Genomic DNA, 16,923 nt, shown 5'->3' with positions numbered 1-16,923 from the left:
AGATGCATAGCCTCCGCGCCGACGCTCGTGGACATGACGACCACACCTCCGTCCGTCGAGCCCTCGTCGACCTCGACGACCCCGACTTCGACCGACGCGACACCTCCCGCGTCCCCGGGCCGCGCGCACCGCGCCGGGCTCCGCGACCGCTTGCGCCCCACCGACCCCTGGTGGGCGGTCGCGGCCTTCGCCGCGCTGCTCGTGGGCACCGCCGTCCTGTACTTCTGGGACCTCACCGTCAACGGCTACGCCAACGAGTTCTACGCGGCCGCCGCGCAGGCCGGCTCCGAGAGCTGGACGGCCTTCTTCTACGGCTCCCTCGATGCGGGCAACGCGATCACGGTGGACAAGCCCCCGGCCTCCCTGTGGTTCATGGCGATCTCCGTGCGGATCCTGGGGCTGAGCTCCTTCGCGATCCTGCTCCCACAGGTGCTCATGGGCATCGCGACGGTCGGAGTCGTCGCCCGCACCGTGCGCCGCCACTCCGGGATCGGCGCCGGGCTGCTCGCCGGGCTCGCCATGGCGCTCACCCCGGTCGCGGTGCTCATGTTCCGCTTCGACAACCCCGACGCGCTGCTCGTGCTGCTCATGACCCTCGCGGCCGCGGCGACCCTGCGGGCGATCGAGAAGGGCTCGATCCGCTGGATGGCGGTCGTGGGCGCGCTCATCGGGTTCGCCTTCCTCACCAAGACCCTGCAGGCCTTCCTCGTGGTGCCGTTCTTCGGCCTCGCCTGGACGCTCTTCGCGGCGACCACGCTGCGCCGCCGCATCCTCGGACTGCTCGCAGCCGTCGCCGCGCTCGTGGTCGGCGGCGGCTGGTGGGTCGCGATCGTCGAGCTCGTGCCGGAGAGCTGGCGGCCCTACGTGGGCGGCAGCCAGACGAACTCCTTCCTCGAGCTGACCTTCGGCTACAACGGGTTCGGCCGCCTGACCGGCGACGAGACCGGCTCCGTGGGCGGCGGTGGCGGCAACAGCGGCGGCGGCTGGGGGAGCACGGGCCTGCTGCGCATGTTCGGCGACGCGAGCGGCGGTCAGATCTCGTGGCTGCTGCCCGCCGCGCTGCTGCTGCTCCTCGCCGCGGTGGCGCTGCGCCTCCGTGCCCCGCGCACCGACCTGCGCCGCGCCGCGCTCATGGTGTGGGGCGGCTGGCTGATCGTCACGATGCTCGTGTTCAGCTTCATGGCCGGCATCTTCCACGACTACTACACGGTGGCCCTCGCCCCTGCGATCGCCGCCCTCGTGGGCATCGGCGCCGGGGAGCTGTGGGAGCGCCGCGGCCGCTGGTGGGTGCGCGTGATCCTCGCGCTCGTCATGCTCGTGACCGCCGCCTGGGGCTGCGTGCTCCTCGAGCGGACCGGCGCCTACCCGGTCGCGCTGCCGATCGTCGTCGGCGTCACCGGCGTGCTCGCCGCGATCGGCATCGTGCTCGCCCCGCGGCTGCGGCGCAGCGTGCTCATCGGCGTCGCGGCGCTCGCGCTCGTCTCCGCCTTCGCGGGGCAGGCGGCCTCCGCCGCGAACACGGTGAGCACCGCGAAGACCGGCTCGATCGTCACCGCCGGCCCTGCCTCCCAGGGCGGCATGGGCGGCGGTCCCGGGGGCGGCATGCCCGGGGGTGGCGGCCCGGGCGGGGGCCCCGGCGGCGGCATGGGCGGTCAGGGCGGCGGCCAGCCGCCCAGCCGGACGGGCCAGGGACAGGGCCAGACGGGCCAGATGCCCGCCGCGCCCGGTGGTCAGACCGGCCAGACGCCGGGCCAGGGCCAGTCCCAGGGCCAGACCGGCCAGATGCCCTCCGCCCCCGGCGGGCAGTCCGGCACCGACGGGACGGCCGCGGGCGGCGCCGGCGGTGGCAGCGGCATGAGCGGCCTGCTCGACGGCGAGACCCCCTCCCAGGAGGTCGTCGACGCGCTGCTCGAGGACGCGGACCAGTACACCTGGGTCGCCGCGACCATCGGCTCGCAGAACGCCGCGGCGCTGCAGCTCGCCACCGAGCAGCCCGTCATGGCGATCGGCGGCTTCAACGGCAGCGACCCGAGCCCCACCCTCGCCGAGTTCCAGCAGGACGTGGCCGACGGCGAGATCCACTACCTCGCCACCGGCAGCGGCTTCGGCGGCCAGCAGAACGGCGGCGCGGACACGGGCTCCGAGATCCAGGAGTGGGCCGCGGAGAACTACGAGACCGTCACCATCGGCGACACGCAGTTCTACGACCTCACCCAGCCGCTCTCCGGGGCCGATGCCACCGGGACGGCCTCGTGAGCGCGGGCGCCGTGACCGACCCCCGGCCGCAGGCGGTCGCCGAGCCGCCCGTCGGCACGACCGTCCTGGACGTCGTCGTGCCGGTGCTGAACGAGGCCCACACCGTCGGCGCCTGCGTGCAGCGGCTCCTGGGTCACCTCGAGGCGACGTTCCCGTACCCCTACCGGGTGACGATCGCGGACAACGGCTCCGACGACGGCACCGCGGAGATCGCCAGCGAACTCGCCGCGACCCACCCCGAGGTCGCCGTCGTCGAGCTCACCGAGCGGGGCCGGGGGCGGGCGCTGCGCCGCACCTGGGCCGACTCCGACGCGCTCGTGCTCGCGTACATGGACGTGGACCTCTCCACGGACCTCGACGCGCTGTGGCCGCTCGTCGCGCCGCTGATCTCCGGGCACAGCGACCTCGCGATCGGCACGCGCCTGCACCGCTCCTCGCGGGTGGTGCGCGGCACGAAGCGCGAGTTCGTCTCCCGCTGCTACAACGCCCTGCTCTCCGTGCTGCTGGGCGCCGGGTTCACCGACGCCCAGTGCGGGTTCAAGGCCATCCGGGCGGACGTCGCCGCGGAGCTGCTGCCGCTCGTCGAGGACGACGCCTGGTTCTTCGACACCGAGCTGCTCGTGCTCGCCGAGCGCTGCGGGCTGCGCATCCACGAGGTGCCGGTGGACTGGTACGACGACCCCGACTCCCGGGTCGACGTCGTCGGCACCGCCCGCGACGACCTGCGCGGGGTGGCCCGCGTGCGCCGCTCCCTCGCCTCCGGCCGGCTCCCCGTGGAGGACATCCGCGCCCGCATGGGGCGCACGCGGCCCTCGCACCAGACCGGCGGGCAGGTGATCCGCTTCGCGCTCGTCGGCGGTTTCACGACGGTCCTGCACCTGGGTGGCTTCGCGCTGCTCCACGCGCTGGGGCTGCTGGGCTCCCAGGGCGCGAACCTCACGGCCCTCGCGATCGCGACCGTCGTGAACACCGCGCTGAACCGGCGCTGGACCTTCGGGGTCCGCTCGAAGGAGGGGGCGCTGCTGCATCAGCTGCAGGGCTTCACGATCCTCCTGCTGACCTGGGCGCTCACCGCCGGATCGCTCGCCGTGCTGGGCGGAGTGTGGCCCGCCGCGCCCACCGGCGTGCAGACCGTCGCGCTCTTCGCCGCGGCCGTGATCGCGACGGTGACGAAGTTCGTCGTCATGCGGCGCTGGCGGGACTGAGGCGCTGGGAGGTCAGGGCGTCGCCCCGCGGGACCGGGCCGTGCGGCTCAGACCCGCGGGGTGCGGGCGGGGACGGGCCACTCGTGCACGGGGTCCCCGGAGTCGACGCCCGCGCGGTAGCGGCGGGTCATCTCGGCGAGCGCCGCGGGGCGGTCCATGCCGCGCAGCTCGAGCGAGGTGACCGTGTCGATCTGCCAGCGGGCGCCGTTGCGGCCCGAGCGGGCGCGCGCGGTGAGGATCGACTCGTAGCGGTCCACCACCGCGGAATCCGCACCGAGCTCCCGCAGGCCGGCCATGGCCTGCGGGATCAGCTGGTCGAGCAGGAGATCGGCGACGCGCACGCGGCCCGTGACCCGCGGCCAGCGGATCCGCGCCTCGAGGCCCCAGCGGGCGCACTGCTGGAAGGCGTCGTCCGCCTGCTCGAAGCTCATGCGGGACCACAGCGGCCGCCGCTCGAAGACGAGCGCGTGGACGATCCCGTAGAAGAACGCGGCGTTCGCGGCCATGTCCGCGGCCGTCGGCCCCGCCGGCAGGAGACGGTTCTCCAGCCGCAGGTGGGGGACGTCCGTGCCGGGATCGTAGATCGGCCGGTTCCAGCGCCAGACGGTGCCGTTGTGGAGCATGAGCTCGTGCAGGCGCGGCGAGGCGCCCTCGGTGAGCAGCGGCTCCTCCGCCATCTGCCGCGACTCGGGGATGAGCGCCGGGAACAGGCGCACGTTCTCCTCGAAGAGGTCGAACATCGAGGTGATCCAGCGCTCGCCGAACCAGACGCGCGGGCGCACGCCCTGCGCCGCGTACTCGGGCGGCCGGGTGTCGAGCGCCTGCACGAAGGCGGGGATGCGGGTCTCGTGCCACAGGCGCTTGCCCAGCAGGAACGGGGAGTTCGCGGCGAGGGCGACCTGCGGCCCGGCGATCGCCTGCGCCGCGTTCCAGGCGGCCGCGAACTGCTCGGGCGGGACCTGCAGGTGCAGCTGCAGCGAGGTGCACGCGGATTCCGGGGCGATCGAGTCGAAGGTCGCGTCCAGACCCTTGCCCTCGCCGTTGATGCGCAGCGCGATCTCCTCGCCGCGCGCCTCGAGCACGCTCGCCTCGAGCGCCGCGTAGCGGTGGCCGGGTGCGCGCCACTCCTCGCCCTCGTAGAGCTCGGCGGAGATCGTGGGAAGGTGGCCGACGGGCACCACGCGCGCCCCGTGCTCCTGCGCCGCGGAGTCCGCGCGCTGCATGCGCTCGCCGAGGGACCGCTCGAGATCGGCGAGGCCGCGCCCGTGCGGGGCGGAGACGGGGAGGTTCGCCTCGACGTTGTAACGGCCGATCTCGTGCGTGTAGTCGCCGTCGTCGGCGTCGGCCCCGGCGCGCTCGGCGAGGGTTGCGAGGACGTCGTCCGCGGTGAGCGAGGGCGCCATGGTCTCGGCGTCGGCGAGATTCAGCTCGAGCTCGACCCCGATCGTGCCCTCGTCGACGAACTCGGCGGTGTCGAGGAAGGTCTCGAAGAGGTCGAGGTTCCTCCGCAGCTCGTGGCGGTAGTGCGTGCGCTGACCGCGCGTGTACTCGGTCGAGCCGATCTCGCGTCCCATGGTGACCTCCCGGCGGTGCGTGGATGCGCTGGCCAATCCTGGCACGCCGGGCGGGCCGATCGCGCCCCGCGCCCGTGGGCGGTCACCGGTGCTGGGCGGCCATCCACTCCCAGAGGCTCTCGCCCTCGGCGCGGGGGTCGTTGCGGGCGGCGTAGATCCAGGACCAGTGCCCGGGGTAGGAGACGCCGTCGTAGGTGACGTCCTCGTACAGGCTCAGCAGGGAGTCCTCGATGAGCTCGTGCGCGTGGACGGTGTTCGCCTGCGGGTCGACGGTGTCGTCGTCCGCGGCGGCGATCAGCCAGGTGGGGGTGTGGATCCCGGCGAGCTCGGCGTCGCTGACCAGAGGGTCGGTCGAGCCGTAGAAGGTGTCGACGACGCCGCAGATCGGGACGGCGGAGGCGAACTGGCGGTGGTTCTCGACGACCATCTTGAGCGTCATGTACCCGCCGTTGGAGCAGCCCATGACGTGGATGCGGTCCGGGTCCACGCGGCGGGTGCGCTGCATCTCGGCGATGACCTCGGAGACCAGCGGTGCGAAGGTGGGGCCGTCGAGCATCCAGGCGGAGGTGCACTGCGGGGCGACGACGTGCGCGCCGCCCAGGATCTCCTGCGCCTCGGCGGTCGCGGGGCCCAGGGCGCCGCGGTTCGCACGCAGGTGGACCTCGTTGTCGTAGCGCACCGCACCGCCCTCGCCGATGCCGCCCTCACCGCCGCCGTGGAGCCAGATGACGAGCGGGAGCGCGCGGGACCGCCCGCGGGTCGCGGGGGAGAAGAGGCGGTAGTTCATGCCGGAGTCGGTGACGTGGGAGGTGAAGGCGTCCACCTCGGGGGAGACGAGGTCGCCCTGGGTGAGCTCGCCGAGCCAGGCGGAGCCGGCGCCCTTGCCGTTCGCGGGCAGCGGCGAGTGCTGCAGGACGGTGTACTCGAGGTCGAGCTGGACGTTGCGGCCCTCGTCGGCCAGGTAGTCGAGCGTGTTCGCGCCCTCGACCCCGTAGCCGTGCTCGAGGGCGATCGTCACCGTGCCCGCGCGGTCCACGGTGACGGCGGTGACGGTGCGCGCGGTGTCGACGACGACCGCGCCGGAGACGGGGTTCGTGCCGCGCACAGCGACGGAGAAGGTCGAGGGGAGGGCGTCGCCGGCGAGCAGCCGGCCGCGGCGGGTGACGTCGATGACGAGGGAGGTGACCTGCTCGCCGCTGTCGAGCACCTCGCAGTGCAAGTCGAAGGTCGTGGAGCGCCCGGTGGGGCCGGTCGCCCGCGCGACGGGGGCGCCGGCGGTCGCGACGAGGCCCAGCGGCGCGGCGGCGGCCGCGGCGGCGAGCACCGAGCGGCGCGCGGGGCGGCGCGAACCCGTGGGACGGGCGGAACGAGCGGGACGAGCGGGGCCGACGGCCATGCGAACTCCTGTGTCCGGGGTGACCGGGGGATGGTGAAACGTGTCACCTGAGGGGAGAACCTAGACCTCGGAGGGGTGGAGGGCAAGTGCCGCGGGCCCGCTGTGGACGCGGCCGGGGTGGGGAGGGCGCGGTGGTGGTCAGCCCGCCGGCTCGGTGCGCGGGAGAGCGCTCGCCCGCCCGGCGCCGATCGCGGCGGCGAGAGTCACGACGGAGAGGGCGATCAGCACGAGCGCCGGGTGCCACCAGGCCTGCCCGGTGAGGCCGCCGAGCGCACCGGTGAGCAGCGGGACGAAGCCGCTCACGGTCGCCGCGACCGCGTAGGCGAGGGAGAGCGCGGAGGCCCGGAAGCGGCCGGGGAACAGATCGGCCATGAGTCCGCCGAGCGCCGCCCACGACATGGTGGGCAGGATCCCGCCGATCACCATCATCGCGACGAGCACGCCGAAGGTCGCCGAGCCCAGCAGCGCGTACATCGGCAGGGCGATGAGCGCCGTGCCCGCGGCGCCGATCGCGACGACCAGCCAGGAGCTCGTGCGGGCCGCGAGCGCTCCGAACAGGGGCACGGTGACCAGCTGCAGCAGGGCGCCGATCGTCGCAGCCGTCAGCAGCTCGGTGTAGGGGAAACCGAGCACGGCCGCGCCGTAGTTCATCGTGTAGGTGTTCATGAGCGCGTAGGAGCCGATGCCCAGCTGGGCGGCGCCGATCGCGAGCACGAGGGCCAGCGGTCGCGAGCGCAGCAGCTCGGAGACGGGCATGCGCTCGCGCCGGTTCTCGCGGGAGAGCCGCGCGAACTCGGGGGTCTCCTCGATCGAACGGCGCAGGTACAGCGAGATGAGCAGCAGCGGGAAGGCGATGAGGAAGGGCACGCGCCAGCCCCAGTCCGCCATCGCCTGCTCGGTGACGAGCGTGGGCAGCACGAGGAACAGCGCCGCGGAGAGGATCGAGCCGATCGGCGAGCCCAGCTGGGGGATCGCGGCGGCGAAGGCGCGGCGCACCGGGTGCGCGTGCTCGGTCGCGAGCAGCACGGAGCCGCCCCATTCCCCGCCCAGCGACATGCCCTGCGCGAGGCGCAGCGCAACGAGCCCGATCGCGCCGAGCCAGTCGGCCTGCGCATAGGTGGGCAGGAGGCCGATCAGGCCGGTCGCGACGCCCATGATCGACACGGTCCACAGCAGCGTGGCGCGCCGGCCCAGGCGGTCACCCATGTGGCCGAAGAGGATCGCGCCCACGGGGCGGATGACGAAGGAGACGGCGATCGTGCTGAAGGAGGCGAGGGTGGATCCGGCCGGGCCCAGCGGGTCGAAGAACAGCGGTCCCACGAAGAACGCCGCGAAGTAGGCGTAGAGGTAGAAGTCGAACTGCTCGAGCGCGGTGCCGATCATCGAGGCGGCCGCGATCCGGCCGGGCCTGCGGCTGCCGGGTGCGGGGCGCGCGGGGGCGGTGGTGGTCATGGTCCTCGCCTTCTGCCGTGCGCGGGCCTTCGGGCCCCGGGGCGGACGGCCCCACCGAGCCTAGGGAGGTCAGACGGCGGATGGGGCGCGGGGCGACGGGCCTCACATGCCGCGGGCGGCGAGGGGGAGCGGGCGGGCCGGGGCGTCGTCGGGCGGGGGAGTTCGAGTCATCCGACCTGTGATCCGGATCACGAGATCTGGGTCATCCCTCCGGCTTCTGGTCCGCCTGAGCCTAAGCTCCTCGCCACACGTAAAGGTGCCGGTGACTTTAACAGGAGGTGGACGGCCATGAGCGATCGCGCGACCCCGGACGAGCAGCAGCGCGTCGCGCTCGCCGTCTCCACGGTCATCTTCGCGCTGCGCCCGCACCCCACCACGCGCCGGCTCGCCGTGCACCTCCCGCTCGTGCGCCGCATCCGCGCCCCTCACCAGGGACGATGGGCGCTCCCCGGCGGTCCGCTCGGGGCCAGCGAAGGGCTCGGCGCCGCCGCGAGCCGCACCCTCGGGGAGACCACCCGGCTGCGCCCGCGCTACCTCGAGCAGCTCTACGCCTTCGGCGGCCCGGACCGCGCCCCGAGCGCCGCCGAGCGCACCGTCTCGATCGTCTACTGGGCGATGGTGCGCCCCCAGGAGGCCGACGCCGGCGTGGCCGGGGTCAACGTCCGGTGGTTCCTCGCCGACGAGCTGCCCGAGCTCGCCTTCGACCACAACCTCATCGTCGAGTACGCCCTGTGGCGCCTGCGCAACAAGCTCGAGTACTCCCGCATCGCCGCCGCCTTCCTCGGGGAGACCTTCACCCTCGCGGAGCTGCGCGGCGTCCACGAGGCCGTGCTGCAGCGACCGCTCGACCCCGCGAACTTCCGGCGCCAGATGGAGGCGTCGGGCCGGCTCGTCCCGACCGACGAGTTCCGCACCGGCGGGCGGCACCGCCCCGCCCGGCTGTTCCGCCACGACGAGTCCATCCACCTCGCCGACAACGGCCCGCTCACCCGGGCCTGACCCGCCGTCCCACGACCATCCCTGAACCACGGAGGCCACCGATGACCACCACCGCCTCGGTCGAGCTCACGCTGCGCGACATCTCCGCCGGCGCCGCCGCCGGCAGCTCCTGCTCCACCCGCCTGCTCGACGCTCCCTGGGACGTGGACCGCGAGGACCCCGGCTACGGCCCCGGCGCCTCGATGGCCGATGCGATCCCCGCCGTCGCCCCGCGCCAGGGCGAGATCCCCGCCGAGTACCGCGAGGCGAGCGCCGAGGAGCTCGACCGTCGGATCCGCGCGGCGAAGGCGGAGCTCGGCGACCGCGTCGTCGTGCTCGGCCACTTCTACCAGCGCGACGAGGTCGTCCGGTACGCCGACTACGTGGGCGACTCCTTCCAGCTCGCGACCGCCGCGAAGGCCCGCACCGAGGCGGAGGCGATCATCTTCTGCGGCGTGCACTTCATGGCGGAGACCGCGGACCTCCTCTCCACCCCCGAGCAGGCCGTGATCCTCCCGAACCTCGCCGCCGGCTGCTCGATGGCGGACATGGCGGACATCGACCAGGTCGAGGAGTGCTGGGAGCAGCTCATGGAGGTGCTCGAGGACGAGGGCCAGGAGGAGGGCCTCGCGCCCGTCATCCCGGTGACGTACATGAACTCCTCCGCCGCGATCAAGGGCTTCGTGGGCCGCCACGGCGGCATCGTCTGCACCTCCTCGAACGCCTCCACCGTGCTCGCCTGGGCCTTCGAGCGGGGCCGCCGCGTGCTCTTCCTCCCGGACCAGCACCTGGGCCGCAACACCGCGAAGGCCATGGGGATCGGCCTCGACGAGATGGCCATGTGGAACCCGCGCCGGCCGCTCGGCGGCAACGACGAGCAGACCGTGCGCGACGCGCGGGTGCTGCTCTGGCACGGCTTCTGCTCGGTCCACAAGCGCTTCACCGTCGCCCAGATCGACAGTGCCCGCGCCGAGCACCCGGACGTGCGCGTCATCGTCCACCCCGAGTGCCCGATGGAGGTCGTCGACGCGGCCGACGAGGCCGGCTCGACGGACGTCATCCGCCGGGCGATCGAGGGCGCGACGGAGCCGACGACCTTCGCGATCGGCACCGAGATCAACCTCGTCCAGCGGCTCGCCGCGCAGCACCCGCAGCACGAGATCTTCTGCCTGGACCCCGTGGTGTGCCCGTGCTCGACGATGTACCGCATCCACCCCGGCTACCTCGCCTGGACGCTCGAGGCGCTGCTGCGCGGCGAGGTCGTCAACCAGGTGAGCGTCTCCCCGGACGTCGCCGAGCCCGCCCGCGTGGCCCTCGAGCGGATGCTCGCCGCGAAGCCCGCGCCGCTCGCCGGGAGCGCCCGGTGACGACCCGCGGGGCGCTGCACGCCGACGTCCTGAGCGCCGACGTGCTGAGCGTCGACGTGCTGATCGTCGGCTCCGGGATCGCCGGGCTCACGGCGGCTCTCGAGATCGCCGGGGACGCGGACGTGCTGCTCGTGAGCAAGGGCGCGCTCGCCGAGGGCGCGACCCTCCACGCCCAGGGCGGGATCGCCGCGGCCGTCGGCCCCGGGGACACCGCCGAGGACCACGCCCGGGACACGCTCGCCGCCGGGGCCGGCCTCGCCGAGGAGGCCGCCGTGCACCTGCTCTGCGAGGAGGGGCCCGCCGCGATCGCCCGGCTCGTGGAGCGCGGCGTCGCCTTCGACCGGGACGAGGACGGCGCCCCCGCGCTCGGCCTCGAGGGCGCCCACGGCCGCCCGCGGATCCTCCACGCCGGGGGCGACGCGACCGGCCGCGCGATCGAGCTCGCGCTCGTCGCCGCCGTGCGCGCCCGCGGGATCCGCGTGCTCGAGCGCACCGCGCTGGCGGACCTGGTCGTCCACGACGGGCGCGTGCGCGGGGCGCAGCTCCTCGGGGCCGACGGGCGCGTGCGGGAGGTGCGCGCCGGAGCGGTGCTGCTCGCGACCGGCGGCGCCGGCCAGCTCTTCGCCCACACCACGAACCCGCAGGTCGCGACCGGTGACGGGGTCGCCGCGGCGGCCCGCGCGGGTGCCGCCCTCGCGGATCTCGAGCTCTACCAGTTCCACCCCACCTCGCTCGCCGTCCCCGGGGGCTTCCTCGTCTCCGAGGCCGTGCGCGGGGAGGGCGCGGTGCTGCGCGACGCCGACGGCCGACGCTTCCTGCCCGCCGTCGACCCGCGCGCCGAGCTCGCTCCGCGGGACGTCGTCGCCCGCGCGATCGCGCACACCATGGCCGCCCAGGGCGGGCTGCCCGTGCGGCTCGACGCGACGGGGATCGGCGGGGACCGGCTGCGCGAGCGGTTCCCGACGATCGACGCCGCCGTGCGCGCCGCGGGCCTGGACTGGGGGCGCTCGCCGATCCCGGTCACCCCCGCCGCCCACTACTGGATGGGCGGGATCCGCACGGACCTCGACGGCCGCACGAGCGTGCCCGGGCTGCTCGCCGCGGGGGAGTGCGCCCGCACCGGCGTGCACGGGGCGAACCGCCTCGCCTCCAACTCCCTGCTCGAGGGGGCCGTGCTCGGCGCCCGTGCCGGGGTCGCCGCCGCGGAGGACGCCGCCGATGCGCCGGCCACGGACGACCTGCCTGGCACGGGCGTCGCGGCCGACGGGACCAGGACGGACGCCGTTGCCGCTTCTGCCTCCGCCGGCCCTGTGACCTGGACCCGTGCCTATCTCCAGCAGCTCATGTGGTCCCACGCGGGACTGCTGCGCAGCGGCGAGCAGCTCATGGAGGCCGCCGCGGTGCTCGAGGGCTGGCAGGCCCCCGCGCCCCGCACGATCGCCGCGCTCGAGGACCGCAACCTCCTCGAGCTGGGCCGCCTGCTCGTCGCCGCGGCGCTCGCCCGGCCGCGCTCCGTCGGCGCCCACCACCGCCTCGACGATCCCGGCGAGGCGGCGACCGTCGGCCCCGCCGGCTCTTCCGCCGCTCCCGCCTCCCTGCACCCCCTGGAGACCCGCTGATGCTCACCCGCGCCCAGATCGACCCCGTCGTCACCGCCGCCCTCGCCGAGGACGCCCCCTGGGGCGACCTCACCGGCCAGGTGTTCCTGCCCGCCGGTGCGAGAGCCGCCGCGCAGCTCGTGGCGCGCGAGGACGGCGTGCTCGCCGGGATCGACGTGCTCGAGGCCGCCTTCCGCCTCACCGACGCCACCGTGCAGGTCACGCCGCGGGCGGCCGACGGCGACCGCTTCACGGCCGGCACGGTGCTCGCCGAGATCACCGGTCCCGCCCGGGCCGTCGTGCAGGCGGAGCGGGTCGCGCTGAACCTCGTCCAGCGGCTCTCCGGGATCGCGACCCGCACCCGCGTGCTCGTGGACGCCGTCGCAGGCACGGGCGCCCGCATCACCGACACCCGCAAGACCACGCCCGGCCTGCGCGCCCTCGAGCGCCACGCCGTGCGCTGCGGCGGCGGCGTCAACCACCGCTTCTCCCTCTCCGACGGGGTCATGGCGAAGGACAACCACCTCGCCGTGCTCCGCGAGCAGGGCATCGACCTCACCGCCGCGATCCTCGGGGCGCGCGAGCAGCTGGGCCACATGACCCGGATCGAGGTCGAGGTGGACCGGCTCGACCAGATCGAGCCGGTGCTCGCGGGCGGCGTGGACGTCATCATGCTCGACAACTTCTCCCTCGAGGATCTGCGCCGCGGCGTCGAGCAGGTCGCCGGTCGCGCGATCGTCGAGGCGAGCGGCACGATCACCGAGGAGACCGTCGCGGAGGTCGCCCGCACCGGCGTCGACATGATCTCCTCCGGCGCGCTCACCCACTCCGTGCGCAGCCTCGACCTGGGACTCGACATGGCCGTCTCCGCATGAGGGAGGGGCGCGCGTGATCTACCTCGACGCCGCCGCGACGCTGCCCGTGCGGCGGGAGGCCCTCGAGGCCGCCTGGCCGTACCTGACCGGCACCTTCGGCAACCCCTCGAGCCACCACGCGGTGGGGGAGGCCGCCGCCGCGGGGCTCGAGGATGCCCGGCGCCGGGCCGCGGCCGTGCTCGGCGTGCGCCGCAGCGACGTCGTCTTCACCGCGGGCGGGACCGAGGCCGCGAACCTCGCGATCAAGGGCCTGGCGCTGGCCTCCCCGCGGGGGAAGCACCTGGTCACCTCCCCTCTCGAGCACGAGGCGGTGCTCGAGTCGGTCGACTTCCTGCGGCGGGTGCACGGCTTCTCGGTGACCCTCGTGGATCCCGGGACCGACGGCGTCATCACCCCCGCCGCGCTCGGGGCCGCGCTGCGGGAGGACACGACGCTCGTCTCCCTCGCCGCCGCGAACAACGAGATCGGCGCCGTCAGCGACGTCGCGGCGCTGGCCGCGGTCGCCCACGACGCGGGCGCCCTGTTCCACACCGATGCCGTGCAGGCCGCCGGGTGGATCGACCTGCGCGGGCTCGGCGCGGACGCCCTCACCCTCGCGGGCCACAAGATCGGCGCCCCCAAGGGGACCGGCCTCGCGATGATCCGCGGCCGCCTGCCGATCGAGCCGCTCGTCCACGGCGGCGGGCAGGAGGGCGGCCGCCGCTCCGGCACGGAGAACGTCGCCTTCGCGGTGGCGCTCGCCGTCGCCCTCGAGCTCGCGGAGGCCGAGCGGGAGGAGAAGGCCGCCCGGATCGCGCCGCTGCGGGACCTGCTGCTCGAGGCCGCGGAGAGCACCGGGGCGGTGCTCACGGGGCCCCGGGAGGCGCGCCTGCCCGGGCACGCCTCCTTCCTGGTCCCCGGCCGCAGCGGCGAGTCCGTGCTGCTGGACCTCGAGCGGCGCGGCGTCGTCGCCTCCTCCGGCTCCGCGTGCGCCGCCGGCAGCGACGAGCCCTCGCACGTGCTCACCGCCCTCGGCATCGACCGGGAGGCCGCGCAGACCGCCGTGCGGCTCACCCTCCCCGGGGACCTCACCGCCGGGCAGGCGGAGCAGGCGGTCGGTGCCCTCGCGGCGGTGCTGGGCGAGGGCTAGGGTGGCGGCGTCCGCCTCGCGAAGGAGCCACCATGACCTCGTCATCGCCCGCCCTGCAGAGCAGCTACGACCACGTCGTCGTCGGAGGCGGCATCGCCGCGGACAAGGCCGCCCGCGCGATCCGCGAGCAGCAGGAGGGGGCGAGCATCCTGCTCGTCTCCGCCGCGGAGGACGCCCCCGCCTACCGGCCCGCCCTCACCAAGGACCTCTGGACGGGCGAGGACCCGGACCCCGCCTCGCAGGACCTCGGCACCGCCGGTGACACCGGCGCGACCCTGCTCACCGGCACCGAGGTCACCGCGATCGACCCGCAGGCGCGCACCGTCACCCTCGGCACGGGGGAGAGCGTCGACTACGGGGAGCTGCTGCTCGCGACCGGATCCGCCGCGCGGACCCTCGACGGCGCCCCGGAGGACCCGCGGATCGTGACCCTCCGCGAGGTCGCCGACTACCGCCGCCTGCGCGAGCTCGTGGGCGAGGGCACCGAGGTGGTCGTCGTGGGCGGCGGCTACCTCGGCACCGAGATCGCCGCCGGGCTGAGCGTCGCGGGCGCCTCCGTCACCCTCGCGATCTCCGGGCAGGCGATCGGCGAGAGCCTCTTCCCGGCCTCGATCACCGCGCACCTCGGGCGCGTGTACGGCGGCCACGGCGTGCGGCTCGAGAAGGGCTTCCGCCTCGCCGGCATCGAGGCGGGGGAGCGCCTCACGCTGAGCGGGGAGGACGGCCGCACCCTCACCGCGGAGGTCGCCGTGCTCGCCCTCGGCGCCCGCCTGCGCACCGAGCTCGCCCGGGACGCCGGCCTCGAGCTCGACGAGCAGGGTGCGATCGTCGTCGGCCCCCACCTGCGCACCTCCGCCCCGCACGTCCACGCCGCCGGGGACGTCATCCGCTTCGAGGACCCGCTGCTGGGCGCCCGCCACGTCGAGCACATCGACCACGCCGAGGCCTCCGGGACCGCCGCCGGGACGGCCATGGCGGGCGGGGACGCCGAGTACGCGTACACCCCGCTGTTCTACTCCGACCTCTTCGACGACGGCTACGAGGCCGTGGGCCGCCTCGACGGCCGCGGCGAGAACGTCGAGCTGTGGGACGAGGAGGGCGGCGCGGCCGTCGTCCACCATGTCGAGGACGGCCGGATCGTCGGCGTGCTGCTGTGGAACACGTGGGACTCCGTGCCCGCCGCCCGCGAGCTGCTCGCCGACTCCCGCGACGGGAAGGTCGACGTGGCCGACGTCGCCGCGCTGCGGGAGCGGATCGCCCCGGGCGGCTGAGCCGGCGCGCAGGGACCGCTGAGGGGTACCGGTGGGCACTCCCACGCTCCGCGGTGACGGAGGATCCTGGACGATGACGCGGGCCCGTCGGCCCCGCCCGGCCCGCGTCACCGCGAGAACCCACCCTGCTCGACCCCCTGGAGCCCCATGCCCGCCGCCCCCGCGCAGCCCGTCACCGCCACCGTTCTCGGGACGGAGCACCGCGCCTCCCCGCGCGCCCTCGTCGCCGCGACCCTCACCCTCGTGCTCGCCTTCGCGGTGTCCTCGTCGCCGGTGCCGCTGTTCACGACCTACCGCCGGGCCGACGGCCTCACCGACGGCGACTTCTCCCTGGCCACGGTCGCCTACTTCGCCGGGACGATCCTCGCGCTGCTCGTGCTGGGCCGGCTCTCCACCCACCTGGGCCGCCGCCCGCTCGCCCTCGCCGCCGCCGCCGCGCTGCTGCTCGCCGGGGCGCTTGTCATGCTCCGCGTGGACTCCCTCGCCCCGCTCGCCCTGGGCCGCTTCCTCTCCGGCCTCGGCTGCGGGATCGCGAGCAGCGCCGTCATGAGCTACGTGGTCGACGCCGCGCCCCGCCGCCCCGCCTGGCTCGCCACGATGATCACCTCGCAGTCCCCGATGGTCGGGCTCACCCTCGGAGCGTTCGGCTCCGGGCTGCTCGTCGAGCACGGGCCGCGCCCCACCACGACCGTGTTCCTCGTGGGCGCGGGCGCGATGACGCTGTGCCTGCTCGCGCTCGCGATCGCCCCGGAGACCGGCCCGCGCCTGCGCGGCGCCCTCGCCTCCCTGCGACCCCGGGTCGCGGTGCCCGTCGCCGCCCGCCCGCTGCTGCCGGCGCTCGCCGCGGTCGTCGTCTCCACCTGGGCGATGGGCTCCTTCTACCAGGCCTTCGGCCCGTCGGTCGTCGCCGACGGCCTCGGCACCGACGACGCCGTCGTCTTCGCGGTCGTGTTCTCCGCCTACATGCTGCCGAGCGTGCTCGGCGCCCCGGTCGGCGGGCGGATGTGCATCCGGACCGCGCAGCGCACCGGCATGGCCCTCTTCGCGATCGGCGTGCTCGGCGTGCTCACCGCGCTCGCCCTCGACAGCGTGGTCCTGTTCATCGCGGCGAGCATCGTCGCGGGCGCCGGCCAGGGCATGGCGATGAGCGCGAGCGTGCGCTCCGTGCTCTCCACCGCGACCCCCGCGGAGACCGCCCCCACCATGGCTGCCGTCTACCTGCTCTCCTACAGCGGCGCGATGGCCGCGAGCCTGGTCTCCGGCCAGCTCACCCGCTGGTACGGGGTGGAGCAGATCGTCATCGGCTACGGCGCGCTCGCCGTCGCCGCCGCCGTGGTCACCGCGCTCTGCGCCCGCGAGCCGCGGCCCGTGGAGGCCCCCGCGGCGTGAGCGCCCGGGCTCAGCGCCGGGAGGGGTCGCGCGGGCGGGCGTCGAGCCGGAAGGCGAGGAGCAGCAGCGCCGCCACGACGACCAGCAGCGGGAACCACAGCGGCGCATGGATGCTCTCGATCACGAGCGAGGAGAGCACCGAGAGCCCGACGACCCCCACGATGATCAGCCGCGAGGCGGTGGGCGCGGGGGCACCCGCGTGCTCCGGTCCCGCCCGGCGGATCGCGACCGCGTAGACCAGCAGGCCCGCCGCGAGCAGCGCCACCATGACGACCACGCGCGCCACGCCGTTCGGGATCAGCCACGGCGCGTACGGCATGAGCACGCCTCCCGCGAGGAGCAGCGACGTGACGGCCTGCCCGATCCACCGGCGAGGACCCGACGTCGCCTGCTCCGTGCTCATTCCCGGCCTCCTGGGGTCTGCTGCTCTCGG

Annotated in this window: 13 protein-coding genes; 9 read left to right on the top strand and 4 right to left on the bottom strand. The window is 75.0% G+C overall.

Annotation, left to right across the window (positions count from 1 at the left end; genetic code table 11):
• Positions 1–33: 33 nt before the first annotated feature.
• Both NLU66_RS01105 and NLU66_RS01100 read left to right on the top strand, forming a co-directional pair.
• Positions 34–2,256 carry an ArnT family glycosyltransferase gene (locus tag NLU66_RS01105; protein ID WP_259361119.1) on the top strand — a complete coding sequence of 741 codons (2,223 nt, stop codon included), beginning with the start codon at positions 34–36 and terminating at the stop codon, positions 2,254–2,256.
• Positions 2,253–3,461 (top strand): bifunctional glycosyltransferase family 2/GtrA family protein, encoded by a 1,209-nt coding sequence (locus NLU66_RS01100; RefSeq protein ID WP_259361118.1) that lies wholly within the window; start codon positions 2,253–2,255, stop codon positions 3,459–3,461. Before NLU66_RS01105 ends, NLU66_RS01100 begins: the two co-directional genes overlap by 4 nt.
• Before the next feature lie 47 nt (positions 3,462–3,508).
• Here the strand turns inward: NLU66_RS01100 and NLU66_RS01095 are convergent, their stop codons facing one another.
• From NLU66_RS01095 to NLU66_RS01085, 3 genes are all read right to left on the bottom strand, one after another.
• Positions 3,509–5,035 carry a glutamate--cysteine ligase gene (locus NLU66_RS01095; protein WP_259361117.1) on the bottom strand — a complete coding sequence of 509 codons (1,527 nt, stop codon included), beginning with the start codon at positions 5,033–5,035 and terminating at the stop codon, positions 3,509–3,511.
• A gap of 82 nt (positions 5,036–5,117) precedes the next feature.
• On the bottom strand, positions 5,118–6,431 hold the full coding sequence (locus NLU66_RS01090) for a prolyl oligopeptidase family serine peptidase (RefSeq protein ID WP_259361116.1): 1,314 nt from the start codon (positions 6,429–6,431) through the stop codon (positions 5,118–5,120).
• Between the two features lie 138 nt (positions 6,432–6,569).
• Positions 6,570–7,883: an MFS transporter gene (locus NLU66_RS01085; RefSeq protein WP_259361115.1), complete on the bottom strand. Its 1,314-nt coding sequence runs from the start codon at positions 7,881–7,883 to the stop codon at positions 6,570–6,572.
• Positions 7,884–8,171: 288 nt separating this feature from the next.
• On the opposite strand from NLU66_RS01085, the gene NLU66_RS01080 reads away from it, so the two are divergent.
• The 7 genes from NLU66_RS01080 to NLU66_RS01050 all read left to right on the top strand — a co-directional run bounded on the left by NLU66_RS01080 (position 8,172) and on the right by NLU66_RS01050 (position 16,490).
• Positions 8,172–8,882, top strand: a complete 711-nt coding sequence (locus NLU66_RS01080) for an NUDIX hydrolase (RefSeq protein WP_259361114.1) — start codon at positions 8,172–8,174, stop codon at positions 8,880–8,882.
• Between the two features lie 41 nt (positions 8,883–8,923).
• Positions 8,924–10,228, top strand: a complete 1,305-nt coding sequence (gene nadA / locus NLU66_RS01075) for a quinolinate synthase NadA (RefSeq protein WP_259361113.1) — start codon at positions 8,924–8,926, stop codon at positions 10,226–10,228.
• Positions 10,225–11,847 carry an L-aspartate oxidase gene (gene nadB, locus NLU66_RS01070; RefSeq protein ID WP_259361112.1) on the top strand — a complete coding sequence of 541 codons (1,623 nt, stop codon included), beginning with the start codon at positions 10,225–10,227 and terminating at the stop codon, positions 11,845–11,847. The genes nadA and nadB overlap by 4 nt, the downstream gene beginning before the upstream one ends.
• Complete coding sequence (gene nadC, locus NLU66_RS01065; protein ID WP_259361111.1) at positions 11,847–12,701, top strand: carboxylating nicotinate-nucleotide diphosphorylase; 855 nt, start codon at positions 11,847–11,849, stop codon at positions 12,699–12,701. The genes nadB and nadC overlap by 1 nt, the downstream gene beginning before the upstream one ends.
• A 13-nt stretch (positions 12,702–12,714) precedes the next feature.
• Positions 12,715–13,830 carry a cysteine desulfurase family protein gene (locus NLU66_RS01060; protein WP_259361110.1) on the top strand — a complete coding sequence of 372 codons (1,116 nt, stop codon included), beginning with the start codon at positions 12,715–12,717 and terminating at the stop codon, positions 13,828–13,830.
• A 32-nt stretch (positions 13,831–13,862) separates the two neighbouring features.
• On the top strand, positions 13,863–15,101 hold the full coding sequence (locus tag NLU66_RS01055) for an NAD(P)/FAD-dependent oxidoreductase (RefSeq protein ID WP_259361109.1): 1,239 nt from the start codon (positions 13,863–13,865) through the stop codon (positions 15,099–15,101).
• A gap of 147 nt (positions 15,102–15,248) precedes the next feature.
• Positions 15,249–16,490 (top strand): MFS transporter, encoded by a 1,242-nt coding sequence (locus tag NLU66_RS01050; RefSeq protein WP_259361108.1) that lies wholly within the window; start codon positions 15,249–15,251, stop codon positions 16,488–16,490.
• 10 nt (positions 16,491–16,500) lie between these two features.
• Here the strand turns inward: NLU66_RS01050 and NLU66_RS01045 are convergent, their stop codons facing one another.
• Positions 16,501–16,893, bottom strand: a complete 393-nt coding sequence (locus NLU66_RS01045; RefSeq protein ID WP_259361107.1) for a hypothetical protein — start codon at positions 16,891–16,893, stop codon at positions 16,501–16,503.
• Positions 16,894–16,923: the final 30 nt, after the last annotated feature.

It is taken from the genome of Brachybacterium sp. NBEC-018, assembly GCF_024860185.1.
In the GTDB taxonomy this organism is placed as follows: Bacteria; Actinomycetota; Actinomycetes; order Actinomycetales; family Dermabacteraceae; genus Brachybacterium; species Brachybacterium rhamnosum.
The sequence above is the reverse complement of the archived record's forward strand: the minus strand, read 5'-3'. Positions and strand labels throughout refer to the sequence as shown.